The following is a 22,522-nucleotide window of genomic DNA, read 5'->3' on the forward strand; positions in this document are numbered from 1 at the left end:
CATGACCTGGGAAGACCTGCACCGCGAGGACCCGGACCGGCTGTACACCGTCACCGGTGGGCGCAGCCGCGCGAACGAGAGCGCACTGGACCTCGTGACGCTGATCGTGAGCGAAGACGATCCGGTCCCGGGGATGCAGTCCGAGCACGTCAAGATCCTGCGGCTGTGCCGTCACCCGACGGCGATGGTGGAGGTCTCCTCGGAGCTGGGCCTCCCGGTGAGCGTCGTGAAGATCCTGTTGTGCGACTTGCTCGACACCGGCCGGGTCACCGCCCGCCATCCGACGTCGGCTCCGGCCGACGCCGGTCTGCCCGATCTCGAAACCCTGAAGCAGGTGCTTGTTGGACTCAAGAAGCTCTGAGCAAGACGCCCGTACGCCGCTGCCGAGCACCGCCAGGGACGGGCTGAAGATCGTGATCGTCGGCGGGTTCGGGGTGGGCAAGACGACCATGGTCCGTTCGGTCAGCGAAATCCGCCCGCTGAGCACGGAGGAAACCATGACGCAGGCGGGCGTCGGGATCGACGACGGCGCCTCGCACGGCAAGACCACCACCACGGTCGCGTTCGACTTCGGGCGGATCAGCCTGAACGAGCACATGGTGCTGTACCTGTTCGGCGCACCGGGCCAGGAGCGGTTCTGGTTCCTCTGGGACCGCCTGTTCGCCGGGACCCTGGGCGCCGTCGTGCTGGTGGACACCCGCCGGCTGGCCGACTCCTGGTACTCCATCGACCGCCTCGAACACCACGGGACGCCGTTCATCGTGGCGCGCAACAACTTCGGGCCGCCGGAACACACCCTGGACCAGGTACGGCAGGCACTCGACCTGTCTCCCGGCGTTCCGCTGATCGACTGCGACGCCCGGTGGCGCGACTCCGGCAAGACCGTGCTGCTCACCCTCGTCAACCACCTCGTCGCCCTGTCCTCCGCCCGGGAGACCGCCTCATGACCACCCCCCAGCCCGCACTGGCCACGCCGTTGTACGGGCCGCAGTTCCAGCAGAAGTCCGCGGATCTCTACGCGGAACTGCGGCGTGCGCACGGGCCGGTGGCCCCGGTCCTGCTCGACGGCGACGTGCCGGCGTGGCTGGTACTGGGCTACCGCGAGGTGCAGTACGTCGTGAGCAACCCGGAGGTCTTCGGGCGCGACTCCCGGCGCTGGAACGCCTGGGATCGCGTGCCGCCCGACTGGCCGTTGCTCCCGCTCATCGGCTACCAGCCGACGATGATGTTCGCCGAGGGTGCCGAGCACCGGCGCCGTGCCGAGGCGCTCGACGGCGCACTCGGCGCCGTCGACCAGTTCGAGCTGAGCGCGCGGGCCCAGCAGGTGGCCGACGAGCTCATCGACGCCTTCGCCGGATCGGGCGAAGCGGATCTGATCACCCAGTACGCCGACGGGATCCCGCTGCCCGTGGTCGCCCGGATGATCGGCGTGCCGGACGCGGAAACCGCCGACCTGGTCCGTGACGTGTACCAGACGCACGCCGCCGGCGAGGGCGCGAACGACGCTTACGCGCGCGTCCGGGACAAGGTGCGGCGGATGGTCGAGTCCAAGCGGCACGACCCCGGGCCGGATGTCACGTCGCGGCTGCTGGCCCACCCGGCCGGGCTCGCCGACGAGGAGATCACCGAGGACCTGCTCCACCTGATGAACGCGGGGCAGCTGCCCACCGCCTACTGGATCGGCAACACCCTGCGGCTGATGCTCACCGACGACCGCTTCGCGATGACGTTGTCCGGTGGGCGCCGGAGCGTCGGCCAAGCGCTGAACGAGGTGCTCTGGGAGGACACGCCGACCCAGAACTTCCCGGGCCGGTTCGCCGTCCACGACCTCCTGCTGGGCGGCAGGCAGATCCGCCAGGGCGACCTGCTCATCCTCGGGCTCGCCGCGGCCAACCAGGACCCGCTCGTCCGGCCGGTCCCGCAGGCCTCGACCGGCAACCAGGCGTACATGTCGTTCAGCCACGGCGAACACCGGTGCCCGTACGCGGCCCAGGAGATCGCCAAGGTCATCGCCGAGGCCGCGATCGAAGTCCTGCTCGACCGGCTCCCGGACGTGGTGCTGGCGGTGCCGCCCGACGCGCTGGAGTGGCGGCCGTCGCCGCTGTTCCGCGGCCTGTCGGCGCTGCCGGTGAAGTTCTCCCTGGCCTGGTGACGCGTCGGGCCTGACCGGCTTTTGTACGGAAGCTGTACGCCGCCGCGGCAGAGTCCGCGGCATGGACATCGCACACCTCCCGCGGCGCAGCTTCCTCCGGGGTGCCGCCGGGCTCGCCGTCGCCGGGGCCGCCGGACTCGTCCTCCCGAAGGCCGCCCGGGCCGCCACCGCGCCGCGGATCTACAGCTGCGCCGAGTGGGGTGCCCGGGCGCCCGCCGATGCGCTCACCACGCTCGACCACCCCGCGAACCGGATCCTCATCCACCACATCGCCAGCGCCAACAGCACCGACTACTCCCTGGCCCACGCCTTCCAGGTCGCGCGCGACGACCAGCACGACCACATCGACAACAACGGCTGGTCCGACACCGGCCAGCACTTCACCGTCAGCCGCGGCGGGTACCGCCTCGAAGGGCGGCACGGCAGCCTCGACGCGCTGCGCGGCCGCACCACGATGATCCAGGGCGCGCACTGCCCGGGGCAGAACACGAACGCCATCGGCATCGAAAACGAAGGCCTCTACACCAGCGTCGAGCCGCCCGAAACGCAGTTCGCCTCGCTCGTCGTCTTCTGCGCCTACATCTGCCGCCAGTACGGCATCCCCGTCGAAGAGATCAAGGGCCACCGCGACTTCTACAACACCGAATGCCCGGGCGACCGCCTCTACGCGAAACTCCCGCAGCTGCGCAGCGAGGTCGCCACGGCACTCAAGTCAATGTAGGTACCGCATCACGGCGCACAGCTCGTCCGGCGGCAGGGCGCCGAGCCGGTCGAGCTCGCCGCGGCGGACGTCGGCCAGCGTCGTCGCCAGCTCCGGGCCGAACGCCGTCGTCAACGCCGAGTCCGCTTCGAACGCCGCCACCGCGTCGGCCAGCGAAGTCGGCAGCCGCTCGGCGGAGGGGAGCGTTCCGGGGTCGACGTCGACCGGCTCCGGCAGGCTCTCCCCGGCCTCGACCCCGGCCAGGCCCGCGAAGATCAGCGCCGCCACCACCAGGTACGGGTTCGCCGTCAGGTCGAAGCACTTGACTTCGAAGTTCGCCGTCCGCTCGCGCTGCCCGGCCGGGCCCTGGACGAGCCGCAGCGGCGCCTCGCGGTTTTCCAGGCCCCACACGCGGAACACCCCGGCCCAGTGGTGCGGTTCGAGCCGCAGGTAGCTGACCACCGAGGGCGCACCGATCGCCAGCAGCGCCGGCAGCCGCGAGAAGATGCCGGCGCCGAACGCCTCCGCCGTCTCCGTGAGCCCGAACCGCCGGTCGCCGCCGGCGCACAGGTTGCGGTCGCCGTCCCACAGGCTCAGGTGGACGTGGCCGCCGTTGCCGACGCCGCCCGGGGCGAACTTCGGCGTGAAGGACGCCCGCAGCCCGTAGTGCTCGCTGACCGTCCGGATGGTCTCGCGGGTCAGCACCGCGACGTCCGCCGCCCGCACCGGCTCGCCGGCCGCCACCGACACCTCGAACTGCCCGGCCGCGTACTCCGGGTGGATCTGTTCCACCGCGACACCCTGGGCGGTCAACGTGGACACCAGCTTGCGCAGGTAGCCCGCCTGCGAAGAAAGCCGCGCGTAGCCGTAGGCCGGGCTCGCGGTGGCCGAGCGCGGGTCGTCCGGCGCGTCGGCCGCCGTGACGACCCACTCGATCTCGAACGCCGTTCGCGCGTGGTAGCCCAGCTCCGCGAGCCGGGCCGTCGCGGCCGCGGCCAGCGCCCGCGCGTCCTGCGGGTGCGGCGCGCCTTCCTGGTCGTACCGCCACGCCGGCGCCCACGCCCAGCCGGGCTGCGCGGCCAGCGGCACGAGCGCGTCGAGGTCCGGGTGCAGCCGCAGGTCGCCGACCGGGCCGCGCGAATGCGTGCCGTCGACGATGTCGTCGGTGGCCAGGAAGAAGTCGAACGAGTTCGACGCGCCGACGCCCCACGCCGCCGCCGACCACAGCCGGTCCACCGGGACGGCCTTCACCCGCGTGATGCCGCTGTTGTCCACGAAGGTCAACGCGACGAGCTCCACGCCGGCGGCGCGCAGGCCGTCGGCCCTGATCGCCCCTTGTTGCGCGAGTTCTGCCCGGTCGAGCTGGCTCATCCTGCCCCCGTCGATGTTCACTGGATCCGCTCACCTGAGAGAAGAGGTGAAGATCGTGTCAGACACCGTCGAAACCCGTCCAGGCTTGCGCCGATCCCTGTCCGTCTGGCAGGCCGTCGGCCTGTCCGTGGCGTTGATGGCCCCGAGCATGGCCGCCAACATCAACCCCCAGCAGACCGCGGCCGCCGCCGGCCGCGCCGTCCCGCTCGCCTTCCTGCTCTCGGCGGTCGGCGTCCTGCTGGTCGCGTACGGCTTCGTCAAGCTCTGCCGGTACTACCAGCACGCGGGATCGGTGTACGCGTTCGTCGGCGCCACCCTCGGCCCGCGCGCGGGCGTCGTCTCCGGCATCGGGCTCCTCGGCACGTACACGTTCTACGCGGTCGTCACGAGCTCGGCCGCGGGCACGCTGGGCACGGCTTTCCTGACGCAGGTGGGCATCTGGCCTGATCCGCCGTCCTGGGGGCCGTTCGTGCTGACGGCCGTCGCGCTGATCGGCGCGTGGCTGCTGGCCGTGCTGCCCGCCCGCCGCGGCACGAGCACCCTGCTGGCCGTCGAAGGCGCGACGATCGCGGTGATCCTGCTGGTCACCGTGGTGATCCTGGTCCGGCTGCTCGCGGGAAGCGCTCCCGGCGGCGCACGGTTCACGATGGCCGTCTTCGTCCCGCAAACCGGGCTGTCCGGGGTGTTCCTCGGCGCAGTCTTCGGCTTCCTGTCCTTCGCCGGGTTCGAAGCCGCGGCGACGCTCGGCGAGGAAACCCACGACCCGAAGCGCAACATCCCGCGCGCGATCCTCGGCACGGCGATCTTCGGCGGCGGTTACTTCGTCGTGGTGACGGCCGTCGAGATGATGGCCTTCGGCACCGACGCGGCGGCGTTCCACGACTCGCCGTCCCTGCTCGGCGACCTCGGCAGCCGGTACGCGGGCGCCTGGGTAGGCGACGTCATCAGCGTCGGCGCCGCGATCAGCGCGTTCGGCTGCTGCCTGGCCTGCGTCGTCGGCGGCTCGCGGCTGCTCTACGCCCTCGGCCGGGACGCGGTCGGCGGCCGCGGCATCGGCCGGACGTCCTCGCGCGGCACGCCGGTGGTGGCGGTCACGGCCGTGGCCGCCGCGGCGGCCCTGATCATCCTGGTGTGCGCGCTGTTCTTCGGCGCCACCGCGTCGGACACCTTCGCCTGGTCGGGCTCGATCGGGACGCTGGTCCTGCTGGTGATCTACCTGCTCACGACGGCCGGCGCGATCCTGCTGCTGTTCGTGAAGCGGCGGATGCGCGTGCCGGCGTGGCACCTCGTCTTCCCGATCGGCGCGCTCGCCGTGCTCGGCTACACCGTGTACGTCAACGTGGTGCCGTACCCCACCGAGGGCCCGGCGCGGTGGTTCCCGGTGGTGGCCGCCGCGGTGCTCGGGCTCGCGGTGATCTTGGTGCTGGCGGCGCCCGCCTACGCTCGTAGGGTGGGGGAGAGGCTGACGAGTGTGGACGGAGGCACATGACCGGTCTGCTCCCGTTCGTCGCGGACTTGCCGCTGGTGGACCACCACTGCCACGGCGTCGTCACCCGGGACGTCACCCGTGCGGACTTCGAGGCGATGCTGACGGAGGCCGACGCGCCGTCGCCGCTGGGCACCAGCCTGTTCGACTCGCTCATCGGGCTGGCCGTGCGCGCCCGCTGCGCGCCGGTGCTCGACCTGCCGAAGCACGCCCCCGCCGAGGCCTACCTGGAGCGCCGCGCCGAACTCGGCGCGGCCGAGGTGGCCCGGCGGTTCCTGCGGGCCACCGGCACGACCGACTTCCTGGTGGACGGCGGGTTCCTGCCGGACTCGCTGACCACGACCGCGGAGTTCGCCGGGCTTGCGAGCACCCGCGCGCACGACGTCGTCCGGCTGGAACAGGTCGCGGAGGCGGTGATCGGCGGGACCACCGCGGCCGGATTCGCCGCGGCCTTCGCCGATGAGCTGGGGAAACGCGCCGCGACGGCGGTCGGGCTCAAGTCGATCGCCGCCTACCGCACCGGGCTGGAACTGGCGGGGGAGCGGCCGTCGCCGTCCGAAGTCGAGGCCGCCGCCGGGCGGTGGCTCGCCGCGGGCGGCGGCCGGCTGGCCGACGAGGTGCTGCACCGGCACCTCGTGTTCACCGGACTCGACCTCGGCCTGCCGGTGCAGTTCCACGTCGGCTACGGCGATGCCGACGTCGACCTGCGCCGCGGCGACCCGCTGCTGCTCACCGGGCTGCTGCGGGCGACCCGTGACCTCGGTGTGCCCATCCTGCTGCTGCACAACTACCCGTTCCACCGCCACGCCGCGTATCTGGCGCAGGTCTTCGACCACGTGTTCGTCGACGCCGGGCTCATCACGCACAACGCGGGGTTCCGGGCGCCCGCCGTGCTGGCCGAGCTCCTGGAGATCGCGCCGTTCGGGAAGGTGCTCTTCTCCACCGACGCCTTCGGCCTGGCCGAGCTGTACCACCTGGGCACGGCCCTGTTCCGGCAGGGTTTGTCCGACTTCGTGCGCGCCGCGCTGGCCGCCGACGCGATGTCCGAAAAGGACGCCGTCCGGCTGTGTGCTTTGGTGGGACACCAGAACGCGAAGAGGATCTACCGCTTGGAGCACGTGTGAGTGATCTGTGGACCCGGTGGACGCGGGCGATCGCCGGCGAACTGCCCGCCGCCGTCGAGCTTCGGCACGCGGTGCACGCCGACCCCCGCGGGTCCGGCGACGAGGAGGACACCGCCCGACTGGTCACGGCCGCGCTCGGCGCCGGTGACGGGACCCGCGTCGCCAAGACCGGCCGCGCGATCCGGCTGCCCGGAACGTCGGACGGCCCGGCCGTGGCGCTGCGGGCCGAGCTCGACGCCCTCCCGGTGCTGGAAGGCACCGGCGTGCCGTGGGCGTCCGGGAACGACCTGATGCACGCGTGCGGCCACGACGTCCACCTCGCCGCGCTGGTCGCCGTCTGCCGGGCCGCGCAGCGCGTCGGCGTGCCGCGGCCGATCCTGGCGCTGCTGCAGCCACGGGAGGAGACGTCCCCGCCCGGCGCACTCGACGTCGTCGAGTCCGGGGTGCTGGCCGAGTGCGGGGTCGACACGGTGATCGGCGCGCACGTCCAGCCGCGGATCGCGCACGGAGTCGTCTCGGCGGCGCCGGGGCCGGTGAACGCCTCCACCGACGAGTTCGAGGTGACCATGCACGGCCAGGGCGGCCACGCCGGGTACCCGCACCTGCTGCGCGACCCGATCCTGGCGCTGTCGCAGCTGGTCGTGAGCCTCCAGCAGCTCGCGTCGCGCCGGATCGACCCGGTGTTCGGCGCGGTCTGCTCGATCGGCCGCATCCAGGGCGGCGCCGCGGCCAACGTCGTCCCGAACAGCGCCAGCGCGTTCGGCTCGCTGCGCCTGATGCGCACGAAGGACCGCGAGCGCGCTCTGGAAACGCTTGCGGACATCGTGCACGGCACCGCTCGGGCGCACGGCTGCACCGCCGAGCTGGAGATCAGGCCCTGCGAGCCGGTCCTGGACAACGATCCGGCGCTGGCGGCGGGCGCGCAGCACTGGCTGCGGCACGCGGGCTTCACCGTCGACGACCAGTTCCGGTCGTTCGGCGCCGACGACTTCGCCCACTACTGCGGCGGGCCGACCCGCGGCCTGATGCTGTTCGTCGGCCTCGGCGACACGGCAGGCGTGCCGAGCCTGCACGACGAACGGTTCCTCCCGCGCGACCAAGCCGTCACCCAGGTCGCGCACGCGCTGGTAGCGGGCTACCTGGCCGCCTTGGATGCTCCGGCGCCTTAGCGCTACGGTGGCCGCGTGATGAGCGCCTACCTCGCGACGATCCCCAGCCCCGACCAGGGGGTCTGGCACCTCGGACCGATCCCGCTCCGCGCGTACGCCCTCTGCATCATCGCCGGCATCATCGTGGCGATCTGGTGGGGCGAGCGGCGCTGGATCGCCCGCGGCGGCACCCAGGGCACGGTGATCGACATCGCGGTGTTCGCGGTGCCGTTCGGCCTGGTCGGCGGCCGGTTGTACCACGTGATCACCGACCCCGAGCTGTACTTCACCGAGGGCCGCAACCCGTGGAACGCCTTCGCGATCTGGGACGGCGGCCTCGGCATCTGGGGCGCCATCGCCCTCGGCGCGGTGGGCGCGTTCATCGCGTGCCGCCGCAAGGGCATCCCGCTGCCGGCGATGGCGGACGCGGTCGCCCCCGGCATCGTCGTCGCGCAGGCCATCGGGCGCATCGGCAACTACTTCAACCAGGAGCTCTACGGCGCCCACACCGACCTGCCGTGGGGCCTGGAGGTCTACCAGCGCTTCAACCCGGAAGACCCGGACAACCTGCTCAACGGCGTCGCGACGGGGCACATCCCGCTGCCGGACAGCCCGGTCCACCCGACGTTCCTGTACGAGCTGCTCTGGAACCTGCTGGTCGCGCTGCTGGTCGTGTGGGCCGACCGGAAGTTCAAGCTCGGGCACGGGCGGGCCTTCGCGCTGTACGTCGCGGGGTACACCGTCGGCCGCGGGTGGATCGAGATGATGCGGACCGACACCGCGAACCACATCCTCGGGCTGCGGGTGAACGTGTGGACGTCCATCCTGCTGTTCGCGGGCGCGGTGGTGTACTTCGTGGCCGCGGGCCGGCGGGGGCCGCGCGAGGCGCCGGAGAGCCTGCGGAGCAAGGACGCGCCGGGGCCGGACGAGACCCCGGTCGAGCCGGCTTCGGCTTCGGCAGAGCCTGAGCCTGAGCCCGCGGTCGACGATGAGCCCGGGCACGTCAAGGTGGCGGCCGATGCCCCGGCTCCGGTGGAGAAGCCCGCTGTGGAACCGCCGGCCGACGAGCCGAAGAAGACCGACGAGAGCTGACGGGTGCTGCAGGAGGTCTGCCGCGGCTTGTCGTGAGTGGTAATGAGGGGGTGGATTCAAGCGGTCGTCGCAACAGGATCCTTTTCGGACAGTAACATCGCCAGTCGCTCGGCCGGGGTATCCCAGCCGAGCGACTTGCGAGGACGACCGTTGAGCTCTGCAGCGACTTTGCCCAGGTCAGCGGTGGTGTGCACCGACAGGTCGGTGCCCTTTCGGGAAGTACTGACGCAGCAGACCATTGGTGTTCTCGTTGGAACCACGCTGCCACGGCGAGTGCGGATCACAGAAGAAGATCGCCATGTCGGTGGCCATCGTGATCCGGGCGTGCTGAGCCAGCTCGGTGCCCTGATCCCAGGTCAGCGACCGGCGCAGCTGCTCAGGCAACCGACGGATCACGGTGATCATCTCCTCGGCGACCGCCGCGGCGTTCTTGCCTTCGGGCAGGTGCAGCAGCAGACAGAACCGGGTGGTGCGCTCCACCAGGGTCCCGATCACCGAACGACTGTCCCTGCCGACGATCAGGTCCCCTTCCCAATGCCCCGGAACGGCCCGGTCGGCGGCCTCGGCGGGCCGCTCGGAGATCGGGACCATCCCGGCGATCTTGCCCTGACGGGCGCGGCGCCCATCAGGGGTGCGCCGGGGCTTGCGCAGGGCTCGTCCGGTGCGCAGGCACGCGGCCAGCTCACGCCGCAGCTCACCGCGGCCTTGGACGTAGATGGCCTGATAGATCGTTTCGTGGGTCACATACATCCTCGGCTGGTCGGGGAAGTCCCGCCTCAGCCTGGCAGCGATCTGCTCCGGGGACCAGCAGGCCCGCAGATCCTGCCGCACACGTTCCCGGAGCACCGGGTCGGTGGCCAGTTTCGTGGGTTTCGGTCGTGTCGCGCGCTGCTCGGCGGCGTGCTGGGCGCTGCTGGCCCGATAGCCGCCGGTGGAGGTGCTGTTGCGGGCCAGTTCCCGCCAGATGGTGGTCCGGTCTCGGCCCAGCCGCCGCGCGATCTCGGCGTTCGGCAGGTCCTGGGCGTGCAGGACCATGACTTCTTCGCGTTCGGCCAGCGAGAGGTAGCGGCCCGAGCAGGCCGTCGGCGCGTTGGTGATCACACCGCCAGCCTGCTCGAACAGTCGTCTCCCGCTGGCCGGCGACACACCCGCGGCCACCGCCGCTCGTTCTACCGGCAGCCCGGCCCGTAGCTGGTCCCAGAACGCCACCCGGGCATCCCGCGACAGCCAACGACAACGGTTTTCATTCATGGCAACACCTCTCGGGTCAGGTGTTGCGACGACCGCTAGAACCCAAGGGGTTCTAACCCTCATTACCACTCACGACCCTGTTCCGGGCGCGGCGAGGTCAGCCGAGGTCCGGCAGGCCGAGTTCGAGGTTCGGGGCCTGCAGGCCGCCGTCGACCTCGAGGATCTTGCCCGTGATGTAGCCGCCCGCGCGCGAGGCCAGGAACACCACCGTCGCCGCGATGTCCTCCGCTTCGCCGATCCTGTGCAGCGGGGTGGCGGACTCCATCTTCTCCTTCAGCTCCGGGTTGCCGACCACGATCTCCAGGGCCGACGTCGCCACCGAACCCACCGAGATCGCGTTCACCCGGACCTTCGGCGCGAGGTCCGCCGCCGCCAGGCGGGTGTAGTGGGCCAGTGCCGCCTTCGCCGTTCCGTACGCCGCGAAGCCGCGGCCGCTGACCCGGCCCATCACCGACGAGATGTTGACCACCGAGCCGCCCGTCTCCACCAGGGACGGCGCCGCCGCCACCGTCAGCGCGTGGGCCGTCGCGACGTTGAAGCGGAACGCCTCCTCCAGGAACTCGGGCGTCGTCTCCAGGAGGGGCCGCGGATACGTGCCGCCGACGTTGTTGACCACCAGGTCGAGGCGCCCGAACTCGGCCACCGCCGTCGCGGCCAGTGCCGCCGCGGCCTCGGGGGAGGAGAGGTCCACGGCGACGACGTGGGCCCGGCGGCCGGCGTCGGAAACACGCGAAGCGATCTCCGCGAGCTGGGCTTCGGTGCGGGAGGCGATGACGACGTCGGCGCCCGCTTCGGCGAGCGCGACGGCAGTGGCCGCACCGATTCCGCGTCCCGCGCCCGTGACCACCGCGACCTGGCCGGTGAGCTTGAACCGATCGAGGATCATGCGGCGAAATGTAACACGTTCTAGTGACCGGGGACACAGGGAGCCGACCCCGTCACGGGGGGCTCGACCGGCGTTTCCGGGCCTTATACTTAGCGGCACGAACTACCGGGAACCCATCAGGAACTATGTCGTTCCGCGCAGCCAGATCGTTACCGTCCGACGCCGTCCGGGACGCCCTGGAGAGCTGCTGGCCTGTTTCCCAGGTGTTAAAGTCGCGCTAACAAGCGGGCCATCGTCGTCCCGTGCGCTCCCCGGCCGGTAGCCCGGCCCCGCACGACAAGACGACGAAGGAGGTCCCTTCATGATCTTCTCCGCCATTCCCGGCAAGCAGGGTCTCTACGATCCGGAGACCGAACAGGACTCCTGCGGGGTGGCCATGGTGGCCGACATCCGCGGGCGGCGCTCCCACGGCATCGTCACCGACGGCCTGGCCGCGCTGACCAACCTCGACCACCGCGGCGCTGCCGGCGCGGAACCCACCAGCGGCGACGGTGCCGGCATCCTCCTGCAGCTGCCCGACGCGCTGCTGCGCGCCGAAGCCGGCTTCGCCCTGCCCGAACCCGACGAGTACGGCCACCACACCTACGCCGCCGGCCTCGCTTTCCTGCCCGAAGACGCCGAGGAGCGCCGCAAGGCCGTCGGGCTCGCCGAACGCATCGCCGTCGAAGAGGGCCTCGAGATCCTCGGCTGGCGCGAGGTGCCGGTCGACGCCGACCGCGCCGACATCGGCCCGACCGCCCGCTCGGTCATGCCGCACTTCGCCATGCTCTTCGTGACGGGTGACGGAAAATCGGGGGTGGAGCTGGACAGGCTCGCCTTCTGCCTGCGCAAGCGCGTCGAGAACGAGAGCGCGAACGCCGGCTGCGGCACCTACTTCCCGTCGCTGTCCTCGCGGACGATCGTCTACAAGGGCATGGTGACGCCGGAGCAGCTGCCCGCGTTCTTCGCCGACCTGCGTGACGAGCGGCTGGAAAGCGCCATCGCGCTGGTGCACTCCCGCTTCTCCACCAACACCTTCCCGTCGTGGCCGCTGGCGCACCCGTTCCGGTTCGTGGCCCACAACGGCGAGATCAACACCATCCGCGGCAACCGCAACCGCATGCGGGCCCGCGAGGCGCTGCTGGAATCCGACGTCATCCCCGGCGACCTGTCCCGGCTCTTCCCGATCTGCTCGCCGGAGGCGTCGGACTCCGCGTCCTTCGACGAGGTCCTCGAGCTGCTGCACCTGGGCGGCCGGTCGCTGCCGCACGCGGTGCTGATGATGATCCCGGAGGCGTGGGAGAACCACGCCACGATGAAGCCCGAGCGCCGCGCCTTCTACCAGTTCCACGCCAGCCTGATGGAACCGTGGGACGGGCCCGCCTGCGTCACCTTCACCGACGGCAGCCTCGTCGGGGCGGTCCTGGACCGCAACGGCCTGCGCCCGGCGCGCTGGTGGCGCACGGCCGACGACCGCGTCGTGCTCGCCAGCGAGGCCGGCGTCTTGGACGTCGCTCCGAAGGACGTCGTCGCCAAGGGCAGGCTCAAGCCCGGCAAGATGTTCCTGGTCGACACCGAGGCCGGCCGGATCGTGGACGACGAAGAGGTCAAGTCCGAGCTGGCCGCCGAGCTGCCCTACGACTCGTGGCTGCACGCGGGCCTGCTCAAGATCGCCGAGCTGCCCGACCGCGACCACATCGTGCAGAGCCACGACTCCGTGCTGCGGCGCCAGCTTTCCTTCGGCTACACCGAAGAAGAGCTCAAGATCCTGCTCGCGCCGATGGCCACCAACGGCGCCGAGCCGATCGGCTCCATGGGCTCCGACACCCCGCCCGCGGTGCTGTCGAAGCGGTCCCGGCTGCTCTACGACTACTTCAAGCAGAACTTCGCCCAGGTGACCAACCCGCCGCTGGACGCGATCCGCGAAGAGCTCGTCACCTGCATGGCGCGGATCATGGGCCCGGAGCGCAACCTCCTGGCCCCCGGCCCGGCGTCCTGCCGTCACCTCAAGCTGCCGTACCCGGTCATCGACAACGACGAGCTCGCCAAGCTCATCCACATCAACGACGACGGCGACCTCCCCGGCTTCGCGTGCAGTGTCCTTTCCGGACTGTACGAAGTGGACGGTGGGGCCGCGGCGCTGGCGTCCGCCATCGAGCGCGTCCGGCGTGAGGCGTCCGAGGCGATCGCGGCCGGCGCGCGCACACTCGTGCTCTCCGACCGCGACTCCGACCACCGGATGGCGCCGATCCCGTCACTGCTGCTGGTTTCCGCGGTGCACCACCACCTGGTCCGCACCAAGGAACGCCTGCGCGTCGCGCTGGTCGTCGAATCCGGCGACGCGCGCGAGGTGCACCACATCGCGCTGCTGCTCGGCTACGGCGCCGCCGCGGTCAACCCGTACCTGGCCTTCGAAACCATCGAGGACATGATCGGGCAGGGCGCGGTCACCGGCATCGAACCGGCCAAGGCGATCCGCAGCTACGTGTACGCGCTGGTCAAGGGCGTCCTGAAGATCATGTCCAAGATGGGCATCTCCACGGTCGGCGCCTACACCGCCGCCCAGGCCTTCGAATCCCTCGGCCTGAGCCAGGTCCTGCTCGACGAGTACTTCACCGGGACGTCGTCGAAGCTCGGCGGCGTCGGTCTCGAGGTGCTCGCCGAAGAGGTCGCGACGCGGCACCGCCGGGCGTACCCGGACAACCCGACCGACCGCGTCCACCGTGGACTCGACACGGGCGGCGAGTACGCCTACCGCCGCGAGGGCGAACTGCACCTGTTCACGCCGGAGACGGTGTTCCTGCTGCAGCACGCGTCCAAGACCGGCCGCGAAGAGGTCTACCGCAAGTACACCGACGAGGTGCACCGCCTCTACCGCGAGGGCGGCACGCTGCGCGGGCTGTTCGCCTTCCGCGACGGCGTCCGCGAGCCGGTGCCGCTCGACGAGGTCGAGCCCGCCGAGGCGATCTTCAAGCGCTTCAACACCGGCGCGATGTCCTACGGCTCGATCTCGGCCGAGGCGCACGAAACCCTGGCCATCGCGATGAACCGCATCGGCGGCCGGTCCAACACCGGCGAAGGCGGCGAGGACCCGGAGCGGCTCTACGACCCCGAACGACGCAGCGCGATCAAGCAGGTCGCGTCGGGCCGGTTCGGCGTCACGAGCGAGTACCTCGTCAACGCCGACGACATCCAGATCAAGATGGCGCAGGGCGCGAAGCCCGGTGAAGGCGGCCAGCTGCCGCCGAACAAGGTGTACCCGTGGATCGCGCGCACCCGGCACTCGACGCCGGGCGTGGGGCTGATTTCGCCGCCGCCGCACCACGACATCTACTCCATCGAGGACCTGGCCCAGCTGATCCACGACCTCAAGAACGCCAACGAGCACGCCCGCATCCACGTGAAGCTGGTGTCCTCGCTCGGCGTCGGCACGGTCGCAGCGGGGGTGTCCAAGGCGCACGCGGACGTCGTGCTCATCTCCGGCCACGACGGCGGCACCGGCGCGTCCCCGATGAACTCGCTCAAGCACGCGGGCACGCCGTGGGAGATCGGCCTCGCCGAGACCCAGCAGACGTTGCTGCTCAACGGCCTGCGTGACCGGATCACCGTGCAGGTGGACGGCGCCATGAAGACCGGGCGCGACGTCGTCATCGCGGCGCTGCTGGGCGCCGAGGAGTACGGCTTCGCGACGGCTCCACTCGTCGTCGCGGGCTGCATCATGATGCGCGTCTGCCACCTCGACACCTGTCCGGTCGGCGTCGCCACGCAGAGCCCCGAACTGCGCAAGCGCTACACCGGCCAGGTCGAGCACGTGGTGAACTTCTTCAAGTTCGTCGCCGAAGAGGTCCGGGAAACGCTGGCGGCACTGGGCTTCCGCACCCTCGACGAGGCCATCGGCCACGCCGAGCTGCTGAACACCGACGAGGCCGTCGACCACTGGAAGGCGTCCGGGCTCGACCTGGCGCCGATCTTCGAGATGCCGAAGGAAACCCCGTACGGCGGCGCCAAGCGGCGCACCCGCGGCCAGGACCACGGCCTCGAGCACGCCCTGGACCGCACGCTCATCCAGCTCGCCGAGGCGGCCCTGGAAGACGCGCACCACGTGAACATCGAGCTCCCGGTGCGCAACGTCAACCGGACGGTCGGCACGCTGCTCGGCTCGGAGATCACCCGCCGCTACGGCGGGGACGGCCTGCCCGAGGGCACCATCAACGTCACGCTCACCGGCTCCGCGGGCCAGTCGCTCGGCGCGTTCCTGCCGCGCGGCATCACCCTCGACATGGTCGGCGACGCGAACGACTACGTCGGCAAGGGTCTTTCCGGCGGCCGGATCGTCGTCCGCCCCGACCCGGAGGCGTCCTTCGCCGCCGAGGCGCAGACGATCGCGGGCAACACCATCGCCTACGGCGCCACCGGCGGCGAGATCTTCCTGCGCGGCCAGGTCGGCGAACGCTTCTGCGTCCGCAACTCCGGCGCCACGGTCGTCGCCGAGGGCGTCGGCGACCACGCCTTCGAGTACATGACCGGCGGCCGCGCGGTGGTGCTCGGCCCGACCGGGCGCAACCTGGCGGCCGGCATGTCCGGCGGCATCGCCTTCGTCCTCGACGTCGACGCGAAGAAGGTCAACCAGGACATGGTGGACCTCCTGCGCCCGACCGCCGACGACCTGGCGTGGCTCAAGAAAACGGTGCAGCAGCACTACGATCTCACCCGCTCCGCGGTGGCGGCCTCGCTGCTCGGCGACTGGCCGCGCCGCTCCGTGGCGTTCACGAAGGTGATGCCGCGCGACTACCAGCGGGTCCTGGACGCGGCGAAGGCGGCGCGCGCCGCCGGCCGCGACGTCGACGAGGCGATCATGGAGGCCGCTCGTGGCTGATCCGACCGGTTTTCTCAAGTACGAGCGCGAAGAGCCGAAGAAGAAGTCCACAGAGGAACGGCTGTCCTCGTGGGGCGAGGTCTACGCGGACGTCGACCCGGGCGAGCGCAACGAAAAGGTGCGCAAGCAGGCGTCGCGGTGCATGGACTGCGGCATCCCGTTCTGCCACTCCGGCGGCTCGGGCTGCCCGCTGGGCAACCTGATCCCGGAGTGGAACGACCTGGTCCGCCGCGGTGACTGGGCCGCGGCGAGCGACCGGCTGCACGCCACCAACAACTTCCCCGAGTTCACCGGGAAGCTGTGCCCGGCGCCGTGCGAGGCGGGTTGCGTGCTGTCGATCTCGCCGCTGTCGGGCGGGCCGGTCTCGATCAAGCGGGTCGAGCAGACGATCGCCGACCAGTCCTGGGAAGCGGGGTACGTCCAGGCGCAGGTGTCCGAAGTGTCCAGTGGACGGCGGGTCGCGATCGTCGGTTCCGGGCCGGCCGGGCTCGCCGCGGCGCAGCAGCTGACCCGTGCCGGGCACGAGGTCACCGTCTTCGAGCGCGACGACCGGCTCGGCGGCCTGCTGCGCTACGGCATCCCCGAGTTCAAAATGGAGAAGAAAGTCCTCGACCGGCGCCTTGCGCAGCTGCGCAAGGAGGGCACCCGGTTCGTCACCGGCTGCGAGGTCGGCGTCGACCTGTCGGTGGAGGACCTGCGGGCGCAGTACGACGCCGTCGTGCTCGCGGTCGGCGCGTTGCGCGGCCGCGACGACACGACGACGCCGGGCCGCGAACTGGCCGGCGTCCACCTGGCGATGGAGCACCTGGTGCCGGCCAACAAGTTCGTCGAAGGCGACGGCCCGCCGTCGATCGACGCGAAGGGCAAGCACGTCCTGATCATCGGCGGCGGCGACACGGGCGCGGACTCGTACGGCACGGCCACCCGCCAGGGCGCGCTGTCGGTGACGCAGCTCGACCAGTACTCGATGCCACCGGCGACCCGTGACGACGAGCGGTCGCCGTGGCCGACCTGGCCGTACATCCTGCGCACGTACGCGGCGCACGAGGAGGCGGGCGAGAGGAAGTTCGCGGTGGCGGTGAAGCGGTTCGTCGGCAACGACGAGGGCCGCGTCACGGCGGTGGAGCTGCAGCAGGTCCGCGTCCAGAAGGACCCGGCCACGGGCCGCCGCGAGGTGATCCCGGTGAACGACGAGGTCGAGACGCTCCCGGCGGACCTGGTATTGCTGGCGATCGGCTTCGAGGGCGTCGAGGAGATGCCGCTGCTGGACGGCCTCGGCCTGTCCCTGACCCGCCGCGGAACCCTGTCGTGCGGCGCGGACTGGCAGACGGAGACCCCCGGGGTGTTCGTCTGCGGCGACGCCCACCGCGGCGCGTCACTGGTGGTGTGGGCCATCGCGGAGGGCCGGTCGGTGGCCAACGCGGTCGACGCGTTCCTGACCGGCGCGTCGGACCTCCCGGCTCCGGTCCACCCGACCGCGCTGCCGCTCGCCGTCGTCTGATCAGGAGTTCGTGAAGGCCCTCTTGAGGAAGTCGAACTTCCTCAAGGGGGCCTTCACGGCTGTTAGGCCGGACGGCGGCTGTGCAGTGCGTACGCGGCCAATTACTTTCGAGGGGTTGTGTCGCCTTTGCGACGATTCACTTCTGCGGAAGGTGGGGCGTCTTGAAGCACACGAAACTCCGGGCCGCGGTGGTCACCGCCGTCCTTTCCCTCGCGTTCGCCCTGGCCGGTACGCCCGCTCAGGCCGCGCCGAAACCCTTCTGGACGCCCGATGCCATGCGCGCGGCCGTCCCGATGGAGTCGCTCGTCAAATCCCCGGCCGTCGCGCCGAAGGATGTGGCCAAAGGGCGGGCCGCGATCATCCGGAGCATTCCGAACGGCGGTGGGGCCTGGACCGGCGGTGGCAAGGTCACCCAGACCGCCGGGCGCGTGTTCTTCCTCTTCAACGGCCAGAAGGCGTCCTGCTCGGGGGACGCCGTCACCAGCGCCAACGGCAGCGTCGTCGTCACCGCCGGGCACTGCGTGAAGTACCAGGGCACCTGGCACACGCAGTGGGTGTTCGTGCCCGGCTACACCAACGGCAACGCCCCCTACGGCCAGTGGGCGGCGAAGACCACGCTCACCACCCCGCAGTGGGAAGCCGGTGAGGACATCAACTACGACGTCGGCATGGCCGTGGTGAACCCGCTGAACGGGCAGCGGCTCACCGACGTCGTCGGTGCCCAGGGGATCGCGTTCAACCAGCCGAAGAACCAGAGCATGTACACCTTCGGCTACCCGGCCGCCGCGCCCTACGACGGCACGAAGCTGATCTACTGCAGCGGTACCACGTTCACCGACTTCCTGCTGACCCAGGACCACGGCATGCAGTGCAACATGACCGGTGGCTCCAGCGGCGGGCCGTGGTTCCTCTCCTTCAACGAAGCGACCGGCGCCGGCGTGCAGGCCTCGGTGAACAGCTTCGGCTACAACTTCCTGCCGGGCTACATGTTCGGGCCGTACTTCGGCACCGACGCGCAGAACCTGTACAACCGCGCGCAAGCCGCGTGACTCCTCGTCAGCCCAGGGGCGGAGCGGTGGTTCCGGCCCCTGGGCCGACGTCCGTGCGCTTCCGTGGCGGCAGGCTCGGGGAATGCGAAAAACCCTGATCGCGCTGGCGTTCCTGCCCCTGCTCGCCGCGCCACCGGCGCACGCGTCCCCGGGACTGCGGTGGACGACCCCCTGCCCGGACTACGGCATGGCCCCGTCCCCGACGGCCGGGCTCGAATGCGCCACCCTGCGCGTGCCGCTCGACTACGCGCACCCGGACCGCACCATCGAGCTCACGATCTCCCGCCACCAGGGCACCCCCGGCAAGCGCCGCGGCGTGCTGCTGATGAACCCCGGCGGACCGGGAAGCCCCGGGCTCGCCATGCCCGCCCAGCTGCTGCAGCGGATGGGCGGCTCCGGCCTGCCGGACGCCTACGACGTCATCGGGTTCGACCCCCGCGGCACCGCCTACAGCACCCCGGTGACGTGCGAATTGACGCCGGAGCAGCGCGGCGCGGTCCTGGGCCCGTACGCGAACGGCCCGCGCGACGTCGTGGCCACCGCGGCGAAAGCGCGGGTCGTGGCGGAGCAGTGCGGTAGCGCGTCCACAAAGGACCTGTTGCCGCACATGACGACCGCGAACACCGCCCGCGACCTCGACCGGATCCGGGAAGCGCTGGGGGAGAAGAAGATCTCCTACTACGGCGTGTCGTACGGCAGCTACCTCGGCGCCGCCTACGCGTCGATGTTCCCTGGCCGCGGCGACCGGATCGTGCTCGACAGCGTTCTCGGCCCGGGCGGCCTCGACGTCCGCGCCAACCAGCGCTTCGCCGAAGGCTTCGACGACCGCTTCCCGGACTTCGCCGCGTGGGCGGCCCAGCGCGACGACGTCTACCACCTGGGGCGGACACCGGCGGCGGTGACGGCGAAGTTCTCCGAGCTCGCCGCCGCCCGCGGACCGGAGTTCCGGGCGAACACGTGGAACGGGCTCTACGACGACGCGTTCTTCCCGGCGCTGGCCCGGGAATGGGCGGGCGCCGCGGATACCGCACGCGCCGCCGCCGGACCGCTCGACGGCGACAACCACGCCGCCCTCCAGCTCCAGGTGCTCTGCAACGACTCCGACTGGCCCGGGCAGATCGGCTACTACCAGCGCGCGGTCGACCGCGAACGGGTGCGCCACCCCATGTTCGGCCCGGCCGCGGCGAACGTGAACCCGTGCGCGTTCTGGCCGGTCGAACGCGCGGAACCGCCGGTGCGCGTGGGCGGCCCCGGCCCGGCGAACGTGCTGCTGGTGCAGAACCTGCGCGACCCGGCGACCCCGTTGTCGGGAGCGCGGGAAACCCGGGCGGCGTTCGGGGCCCGCGCGCGGATGGTAACCGTCGACGACGGCGGGCACGGCGTCTTCACGCGGGGAAACGCCTGCGGCAATGCGGCAGTACTGCGCTATTTGCGTGACGGGGTCTTCCCCGCGACCGACGGATCCTGCCAATCTGGTCGCTGAGGGGGCGTTCCCCCTCGGGGGAATGAGGGGAAAAAATCATGAAAAGAATGGTGTTCTTCGCCGTGTCCGCGCTGGGTGCGATTCTGCTGACCGCGCCCTCGGCGTCCGCGTCCGGAGGGAACCCGGTCTGCATTCCGGAAAGCCTGCGGCTGCTCGGCACGGACGGCACTTCGATCTGCCTGGCCATCCCGACACCGTCGATCGCGCCACCATTCATCGCGTTCACCGAACAGAACGGCAGCCAGGACACCTGGTGCCTGTACACTCAGCCGAAGTACACCGGGGCCGTGGTGCGGATTCCGGGATTCTCACGGGCCAACGTGTTCGCGACGTTTGCGTCCGGCCGGCCCTGCTGAGGGGCCTCAGGTCAAGGCGGTGAGCAGCGCCCAGTAGCCGCCCCCGCCGACGACGACGCCCATGAGCAGGCCGGCCAGCACTTCCGGGGTGGTGTGGTCGCGCAGCGCGACGCGCGACCACGCCACCCAGGCGGCCGGCAAAACCAGCAACAGGGCCCACGGGCCGTACGTCAGCGCCAGCACCACGACGGCGGCCGAGGCGACCGCGGCGTGCAGGGAGATCTTGAACTTCGCGCCGAACGTGATCGCCACCGCGACCACCAGGCTCGCCAGCATCGACGCCGCGAGGGCGACCAGCGGTGCGGGTGCGCCGCCGGCCAGCAGCACGACGAAGCCGAGGCCGAGGGACACCCCGGCCACCAGCAGCGGGACCCGGCGTCCGGTCCGGTTCGTCACGTGGTGGCCGTCCCACTTGCCTTGTTTCGCCCCGCGGACGATCACCGCCATGGGGATCAGGGAGCCGGTGACGGCGATCAGCAGTCCCCAGCTCAGCGTGGGGAGCGGCCGGTGTCCGGTGGCGGCCCAGGCGACGGCGAGGGGCAGGGTGAGGACCCACACCCAGGGGGCCAGGACCTCGGTGGCCAACCGGGCGAAGCGGAGCACGGCGCGAACCTTATCCTGGTCGGTGTGAACTGGACTGTGGACGTCCCCGTCGACACACTGCCCGAGCTGCCGCCGCTGCCGCCCGACCTGCGGGCGCGGCTCGACGAGGCGCTGGCGCTGCCGGCCGCGCAGCAGCCGGAGTGGCCCGACCCCGAGGCGACCCGGCGGGTCCGCGGCGTGCTGGAGAGCGTGCCGCCGATCACCGTCCCGGCCGAGATCGACCGGCTGAAGAGCCGGCTGGCCATGGTCGCCCGCGGCGAGGCCTTCCTCCTGCAGGGCGGCGACTGCGCGGAGACGTTCGAGTCGAACACCGAGCCGCACATCCGGGCCAACCTGCGCACGCTGCTGCAGATGGCGGTCGTGCTCACCTACGGCGCCAGCCTGCCGGTGGTCAAGGTCGGCCGCATCGCCGGCCAGTACGCGAAGCCGCGGTCCGCCGGGACGGACGCGCTGGGCCTGCCGGTGTACCGCGGCGACATCATCAACTCGCTGGTCGCCAAGCCCGAGCTGCGCGTGCCCGACCCCGGCCGGATGATCCGCGCCTACGCGAACGCGGGCGCCGCGATGAACCTGGTCCGCGCCCTCACCGGTGCCGGGATGGCCGACCTGCACCAGGTGCACGACTGGAACAAGGACTTCGTGTCGGCGTCGCCGGCGGCGCAGCGCTTCGAGGCGCTGGCCAACGAGATCGACCGCGGCCTGCGGTTCATGTCGGCCTGCGGGGTCACCGACACGTCGCTGCAGTCGACCGAGATCTTCGCCAGCCACGAGGCGCTGCTGCTCGACTACGAGCGCTCGATGCTGCGGCTCGACAACGCCGACGCGGCGAACCCGAAGCTGTACAACCTGTCGTCGCACTTCCTCTGGATCGGCGAGCGGACCCGCCAGCTGGACGGCGCGCACATCGCGTTCGCCGAGCTTCTGTCCAACCCGATCGGGTTGAAGATCGGCCCGACGACCACCCCCGACATGGCCGTCGAGTACGTCGAGCGGCTCGACCCGCGCTGCGAGCCGGGCCGGTTGACGCTCATCTCGCGGATGGGCAACGGCAAGGTCCGCGAGGTGCTGCCGGCGATCGTGGAAAAGGTCGAAGCGTCCGGGCACAAGGTCATCTGGCAGTGCGACCCGATGCACGGCAACACCCACGAGTCGTCGACCGGCTACAAGACCCGCCACTTCGACCGCATCGTCGACGAGGTCCAGGGCTTCTTCGAGGTCCACAACCAGCTGGGCACCTACCCCGGCGGCATCCACGTGGAGCTGACGGGCGAGGACGTCACCGAGTGCCTGGGCGGCGCCCAGGAGATCTCGGACGTCGACCTGTCGGGCCGCTACGAGACGGCCTGCGACCCGCGGCTGAACACGCAGCAGTCCCTGGAGCTGGCGTTCCTGGTCGCGGAGATGCTCCGCGGCTGAGCCGGCTCCCCAGCGCCCCAATGTGGCCTTCGGTGCGTTAGACGCACCG

The 22,522-nt window shown here is 71.1% G+C and carries 17 protein-coding genes and 1 pseudogene; 14 read left to right on the forward strand and 4 right to left on the reverse strand.

Annotated features, from left to right (window positions below):
* The first annotated feature begins 1 nt into the window (after window position 1).
* The 4 genes from AB0F15_RS31705 (at window position 2) to AB0F15_RS31720 (ending at window position 2,873) form a co-directional block, all read left to right on the forward strand.
* Window positions 2-361, forward strand: a complete 360-nt coding sequence (locus AB0F15_RS31705; RefSeq protein WP_360278313.1) for a DUF742 domain-containing protein — start codon at window positions 2-4, stop codon at window positions 359-361.
* A 52-nt stretch (window positions 362-413) separates the two neighbouring features.
* Complete coding sequence (locus AB0F15_RS31710; protein WP_360278364.1) at window positions 414-947, forward strand: ATP/GTP-binding protein; 534 nt, start codon at window positions 414-416, stop codon at window positions 945-947.
* Window positions 944-2,152, forward strand: coding sequence for a cytochrome P450 (locus tag AB0F15_RS31715; RefSeq protein ID WP_360278316.1), 1,209 nt, complete (start codon window positions 944-946; stop codon window positions 2,150-2,152). The genes AB0F15_RS31710 and AB0F15_RS31715 overlap by 4 nt, the downstream gene beginning before the upstream one ends.
* 61 nt (window positions 2,153-2,213) lie before the next feature.
* Window positions 2,214-2,873, forward strand: a complete 660-nt coding sequence (locus AB0F15_RS31720; RefSeq protein ID WP_360278319.1) for a peptidoglycan recognition family protein — start codon at window positions 2,214-2,216, stop codon at window positions 2,871-2,873.
* Here AB0F15_RS31720 and AB0F15_RS31725 read toward each other — a convergent pair.
* A complete protein-coding gene (locus AB0F15_RS31725) occupies window positions 2,865-4,223 on the reverse strand; it encodes a glutamine synthetase family protein (protein ID WP_360278322.1) in 1,359 nt (452 codons plus the stop codon). The two genes, AB0F15_RS31720 and AB0F15_RS31725, sit on opposite strands and share 9 nt — an antisense overlap.
* Before the next feature lie 55 nt (window positions 4,224-4,278).
* On the opposite strand from AB0F15_RS31725, the gene AB0F15_RS31730 reads away from it, so the two are divergent.
* The 4 genes from AB0F15_RS31730 to lgt are packed head-to-tail and all read left to right on the forward strand — an operon-like array spanning window position 4,279 to window position 9,073.
* Window positions 4,279-5,712, forward strand: a complete 1,434-nt coding sequence (locus tag AB0F15_RS31730) for an APC family permease (RefSeq protein WP_360278325.1) — start codon at window positions 4,279-4,281, stop codon at window positions 5,710-5,712.
* A complete protein-coding gene (locus AB0F15_RS31735) occupies window positions 5,709-6,833 on the forward strand; it encodes an amidohydrolase family protein (RefSeq protein WP_360278328.1) in 1,125 nt (374 codons plus the stop codon). The genes AB0F15_RS31730 and AB0F15_RS31735 overlap by 4 nt, the downstream gene beginning before the upstream one ends.
* Window positions 6,830-8,002, forward strand: coding sequence for an amidohydrolase (locus tag AB0F15_RS31740; RefSeq protein WP_360278331.1), 1,173 nt, complete (start codon window positions 6,830-6,832; stop codon window positions 8,000-8,002). Before AB0F15_RS31735 ends, AB0F15_RS31740 begins: the two co-directional genes overlap by 4 nt.
* 18 nt (window positions 8,003-8,020) lie before the next feature.
* Window positions 8,021-9,073 (forward strand): prolipoprotein diacylglyceryl transferase, encoded by a 1,053-nt coding sequence (gene lgt, locus AB0F15_RS31745; RefSeq protein ID WP_360278334.1) that lies wholly within the window; start codon window positions 8,021-8,023, stop codon window positions 9,071-9,073.
* 56 nt (window positions 9,074-9,129) lie between these two features.
* On the opposite strand, the pseudogene AB0F15_RS31750 reads toward lgt, so the two are convergent.
* Together AB0F15_RS31750 and AB0F15_RS31755 are read right to left on the reverse strand one after the other, a co-directional pair.
* Window positions 9,130-10,324 (reverse strand): annotated as a pseudogene (locus AB0F15_RS31750) (IS30 family transposase).
* 97 nt (window positions 10,325-10,421) lie between these two features.
* Window positions 10,422-11,210: an SDR family oxidoreductase gene (locus tag AB0F15_RS31755; RefSeq protein ID WP_360278337.1), complete on the reverse strand. Its 789-nt coding sequence runs from the start codon at window positions 11,208-11,210 to the stop codon at window positions 10,422-10,424.
* Window positions 11,211-11,511: 301 nt separating this feature from the next.
* Here AB0F15_RS31755 and gltB point away from each other — a divergent pair, with 301 nt between their 5' ends.
* From gltB to AB0F15_RS31780, 5 genes are all read left to right on the forward strand, one after another.
* Complete coding sequence (gene gltB / locus AB0F15_RS31760; protein ID WP_360278339.1) at window positions 11,512-16,065, forward strand: glutamate synthase large subunit; 4,554 nt, start codon at window positions 11,512-11,514, stop codon at window positions 16,063-16,065.
* Complete coding sequence (locus AB0F15_RS31765) at window positions 16,058-17,566, forward strand: glutamate synthase subunit beta (protein WP_360278342.1); 1,509 nt, start codon at window positions 16,058-16,060, stop codon at window positions 17,564-17,566. The genes gltB and AB0F15_RS31765 overlap by 8 nt, the downstream gene beginning before the upstream one ends.
* 161 nt (window positions 17,567-17,727) lie before the next feature.
* A complete protein-coding gene (locus AB0F15_RS31770) occupies window positions 17,728-18,615 on the forward strand; it encodes a peptidase (protein WP_360278345.1) in 888 nt (295 codons plus the stop codon).
* A gap of 82 nt (window positions 18,616-18,697) precedes the next feature.
* Window positions 18,698-20,098, forward strand: a complete 1,401-nt coding sequence (locus tag AB0F15_RS31775) for an alpha/beta hydrolase (RefSeq protein ID WP_360278347.1) — start codon at window positions 18,698-18,700, stop codon at window positions 20,096-20,098.
* Window positions 20,099-20,148: 50 nt separating this feature from the next.
* On the forward strand, window positions 20,149-20,454 hold the full coding sequence (locus AB0F15_RS31780) for a hypothetical protein (protein ID WP_360278350.1): 306 nt from the start codon (window positions 20,149-20,151) through the stop codon (window positions 20,452-20,454).
* A 6-nt stretch (window positions 20,455-20,460) separates the two neighbouring features.
* On the opposite strand, the gene AB0F15_RS31785 is transcribed toward AB0F15_RS31780, so the two are convergent.
* Complete coding sequence (locus AB0F15_RS31785) at window positions 20,461-21,057, reverse strand: hypothetical protein (protein WP_360278352.1); 597 nt, start codon at window positions 21,055-21,057, stop codon at window positions 20,461-20,463.
* Window positions 21,058-21,081: 24 nt separating this feature from the next.
* On the opposite strand from AB0F15_RS31785, the gene AB0F15_RS31790 reads away from it, so the two are divergent.
* A complete protein-coding gene (locus tag AB0F15_RS31790; protein ID WP_360278354.1) occupies window positions 21,082-22,473 on the forward strand; it encodes a class II 3-deoxy-7-phosphoheptulonate synthase in 1,392 nt (463 codons plus the stop codon).
* Window positions 22,474-22,522: the final 49 nt, after the last annotated feature.

Source organism: Amycolatopsis sp. NPDC026612 (genome assembly GCF_040638285.1).
GTDB lineage: Bacteria > Actinomycetota > Actinomycetes > Mycobacteriales > Pseudonocardiaceae > Amycolatopsis.

Excerpts from the sequence above, each read along its gene's own strand:
- AB0F15_RS31735 (WP_360278328.1), top strand. The coding sequence starts at position 5,709 with ATGACCGGTCTGCTCCCGTTCGTCGCGGACTTGCCGCTGGTGGACCAC.
- AB0F15_RS31755 (WP_360278337.1), bottom strand. The coding sequence starts at position 11,210 with ATGATCCTCGATCGGTTCAAGCTCACCGGCCAGGTCGCGGTGGTCACG.
- AB0F15_RS31725 (WP_360278322.1), bottom strand. The coding sequence starts at position 4,223 with ATGAGCCAGCTCGACCGGGCAGAACTCGCGCAACAAGGGGCGATCAGG.
- AB0F15_RS31705 (WP_360278313.1), top strand. The coding sequence starts at position 2 with ATGACCTGGGAAGACCTGCACCGCGAGGACCCGGACCGGCTGTACACC.
- AB0F15_RS31775 (WP_360278347.1), top strand. The coding sequence starts at position 18,698 with ATGCGAAAAACCCTGATCGCGCTGGCGTTCCTGCCCCTGCTCGCCGCG.
- gltB (WP_360278339.1), top strand. The coding sequence starts at position 11,512 with ATGATCTTCTCCGCCATTCCCGGCAAGCAGGGTCTCTACGATCCGGAG.
- AB0F15_RS31715 (WP_360278316.1), top strand. The coding sequence starts at position 944 with ATGACCACCCCCCAGCCCGCACTGGCCACGCCGTTGTACGGGCCGCAG.
- AB0F15_RS31720 (WP_360278319.1), top strand. The coding sequence starts at position 2,214 with ATGGACATCGCACACCTCCCGCGGCGCAGCTTCCTCCGGGGTGCCGCC.
- lgt (WP_360278334.1), top strand. The coding sequence starts at position 8,021 with ATGAGCGCCTACCTCGCGACGATCCCCAGCCCCGACCAGGGGGTCTGG.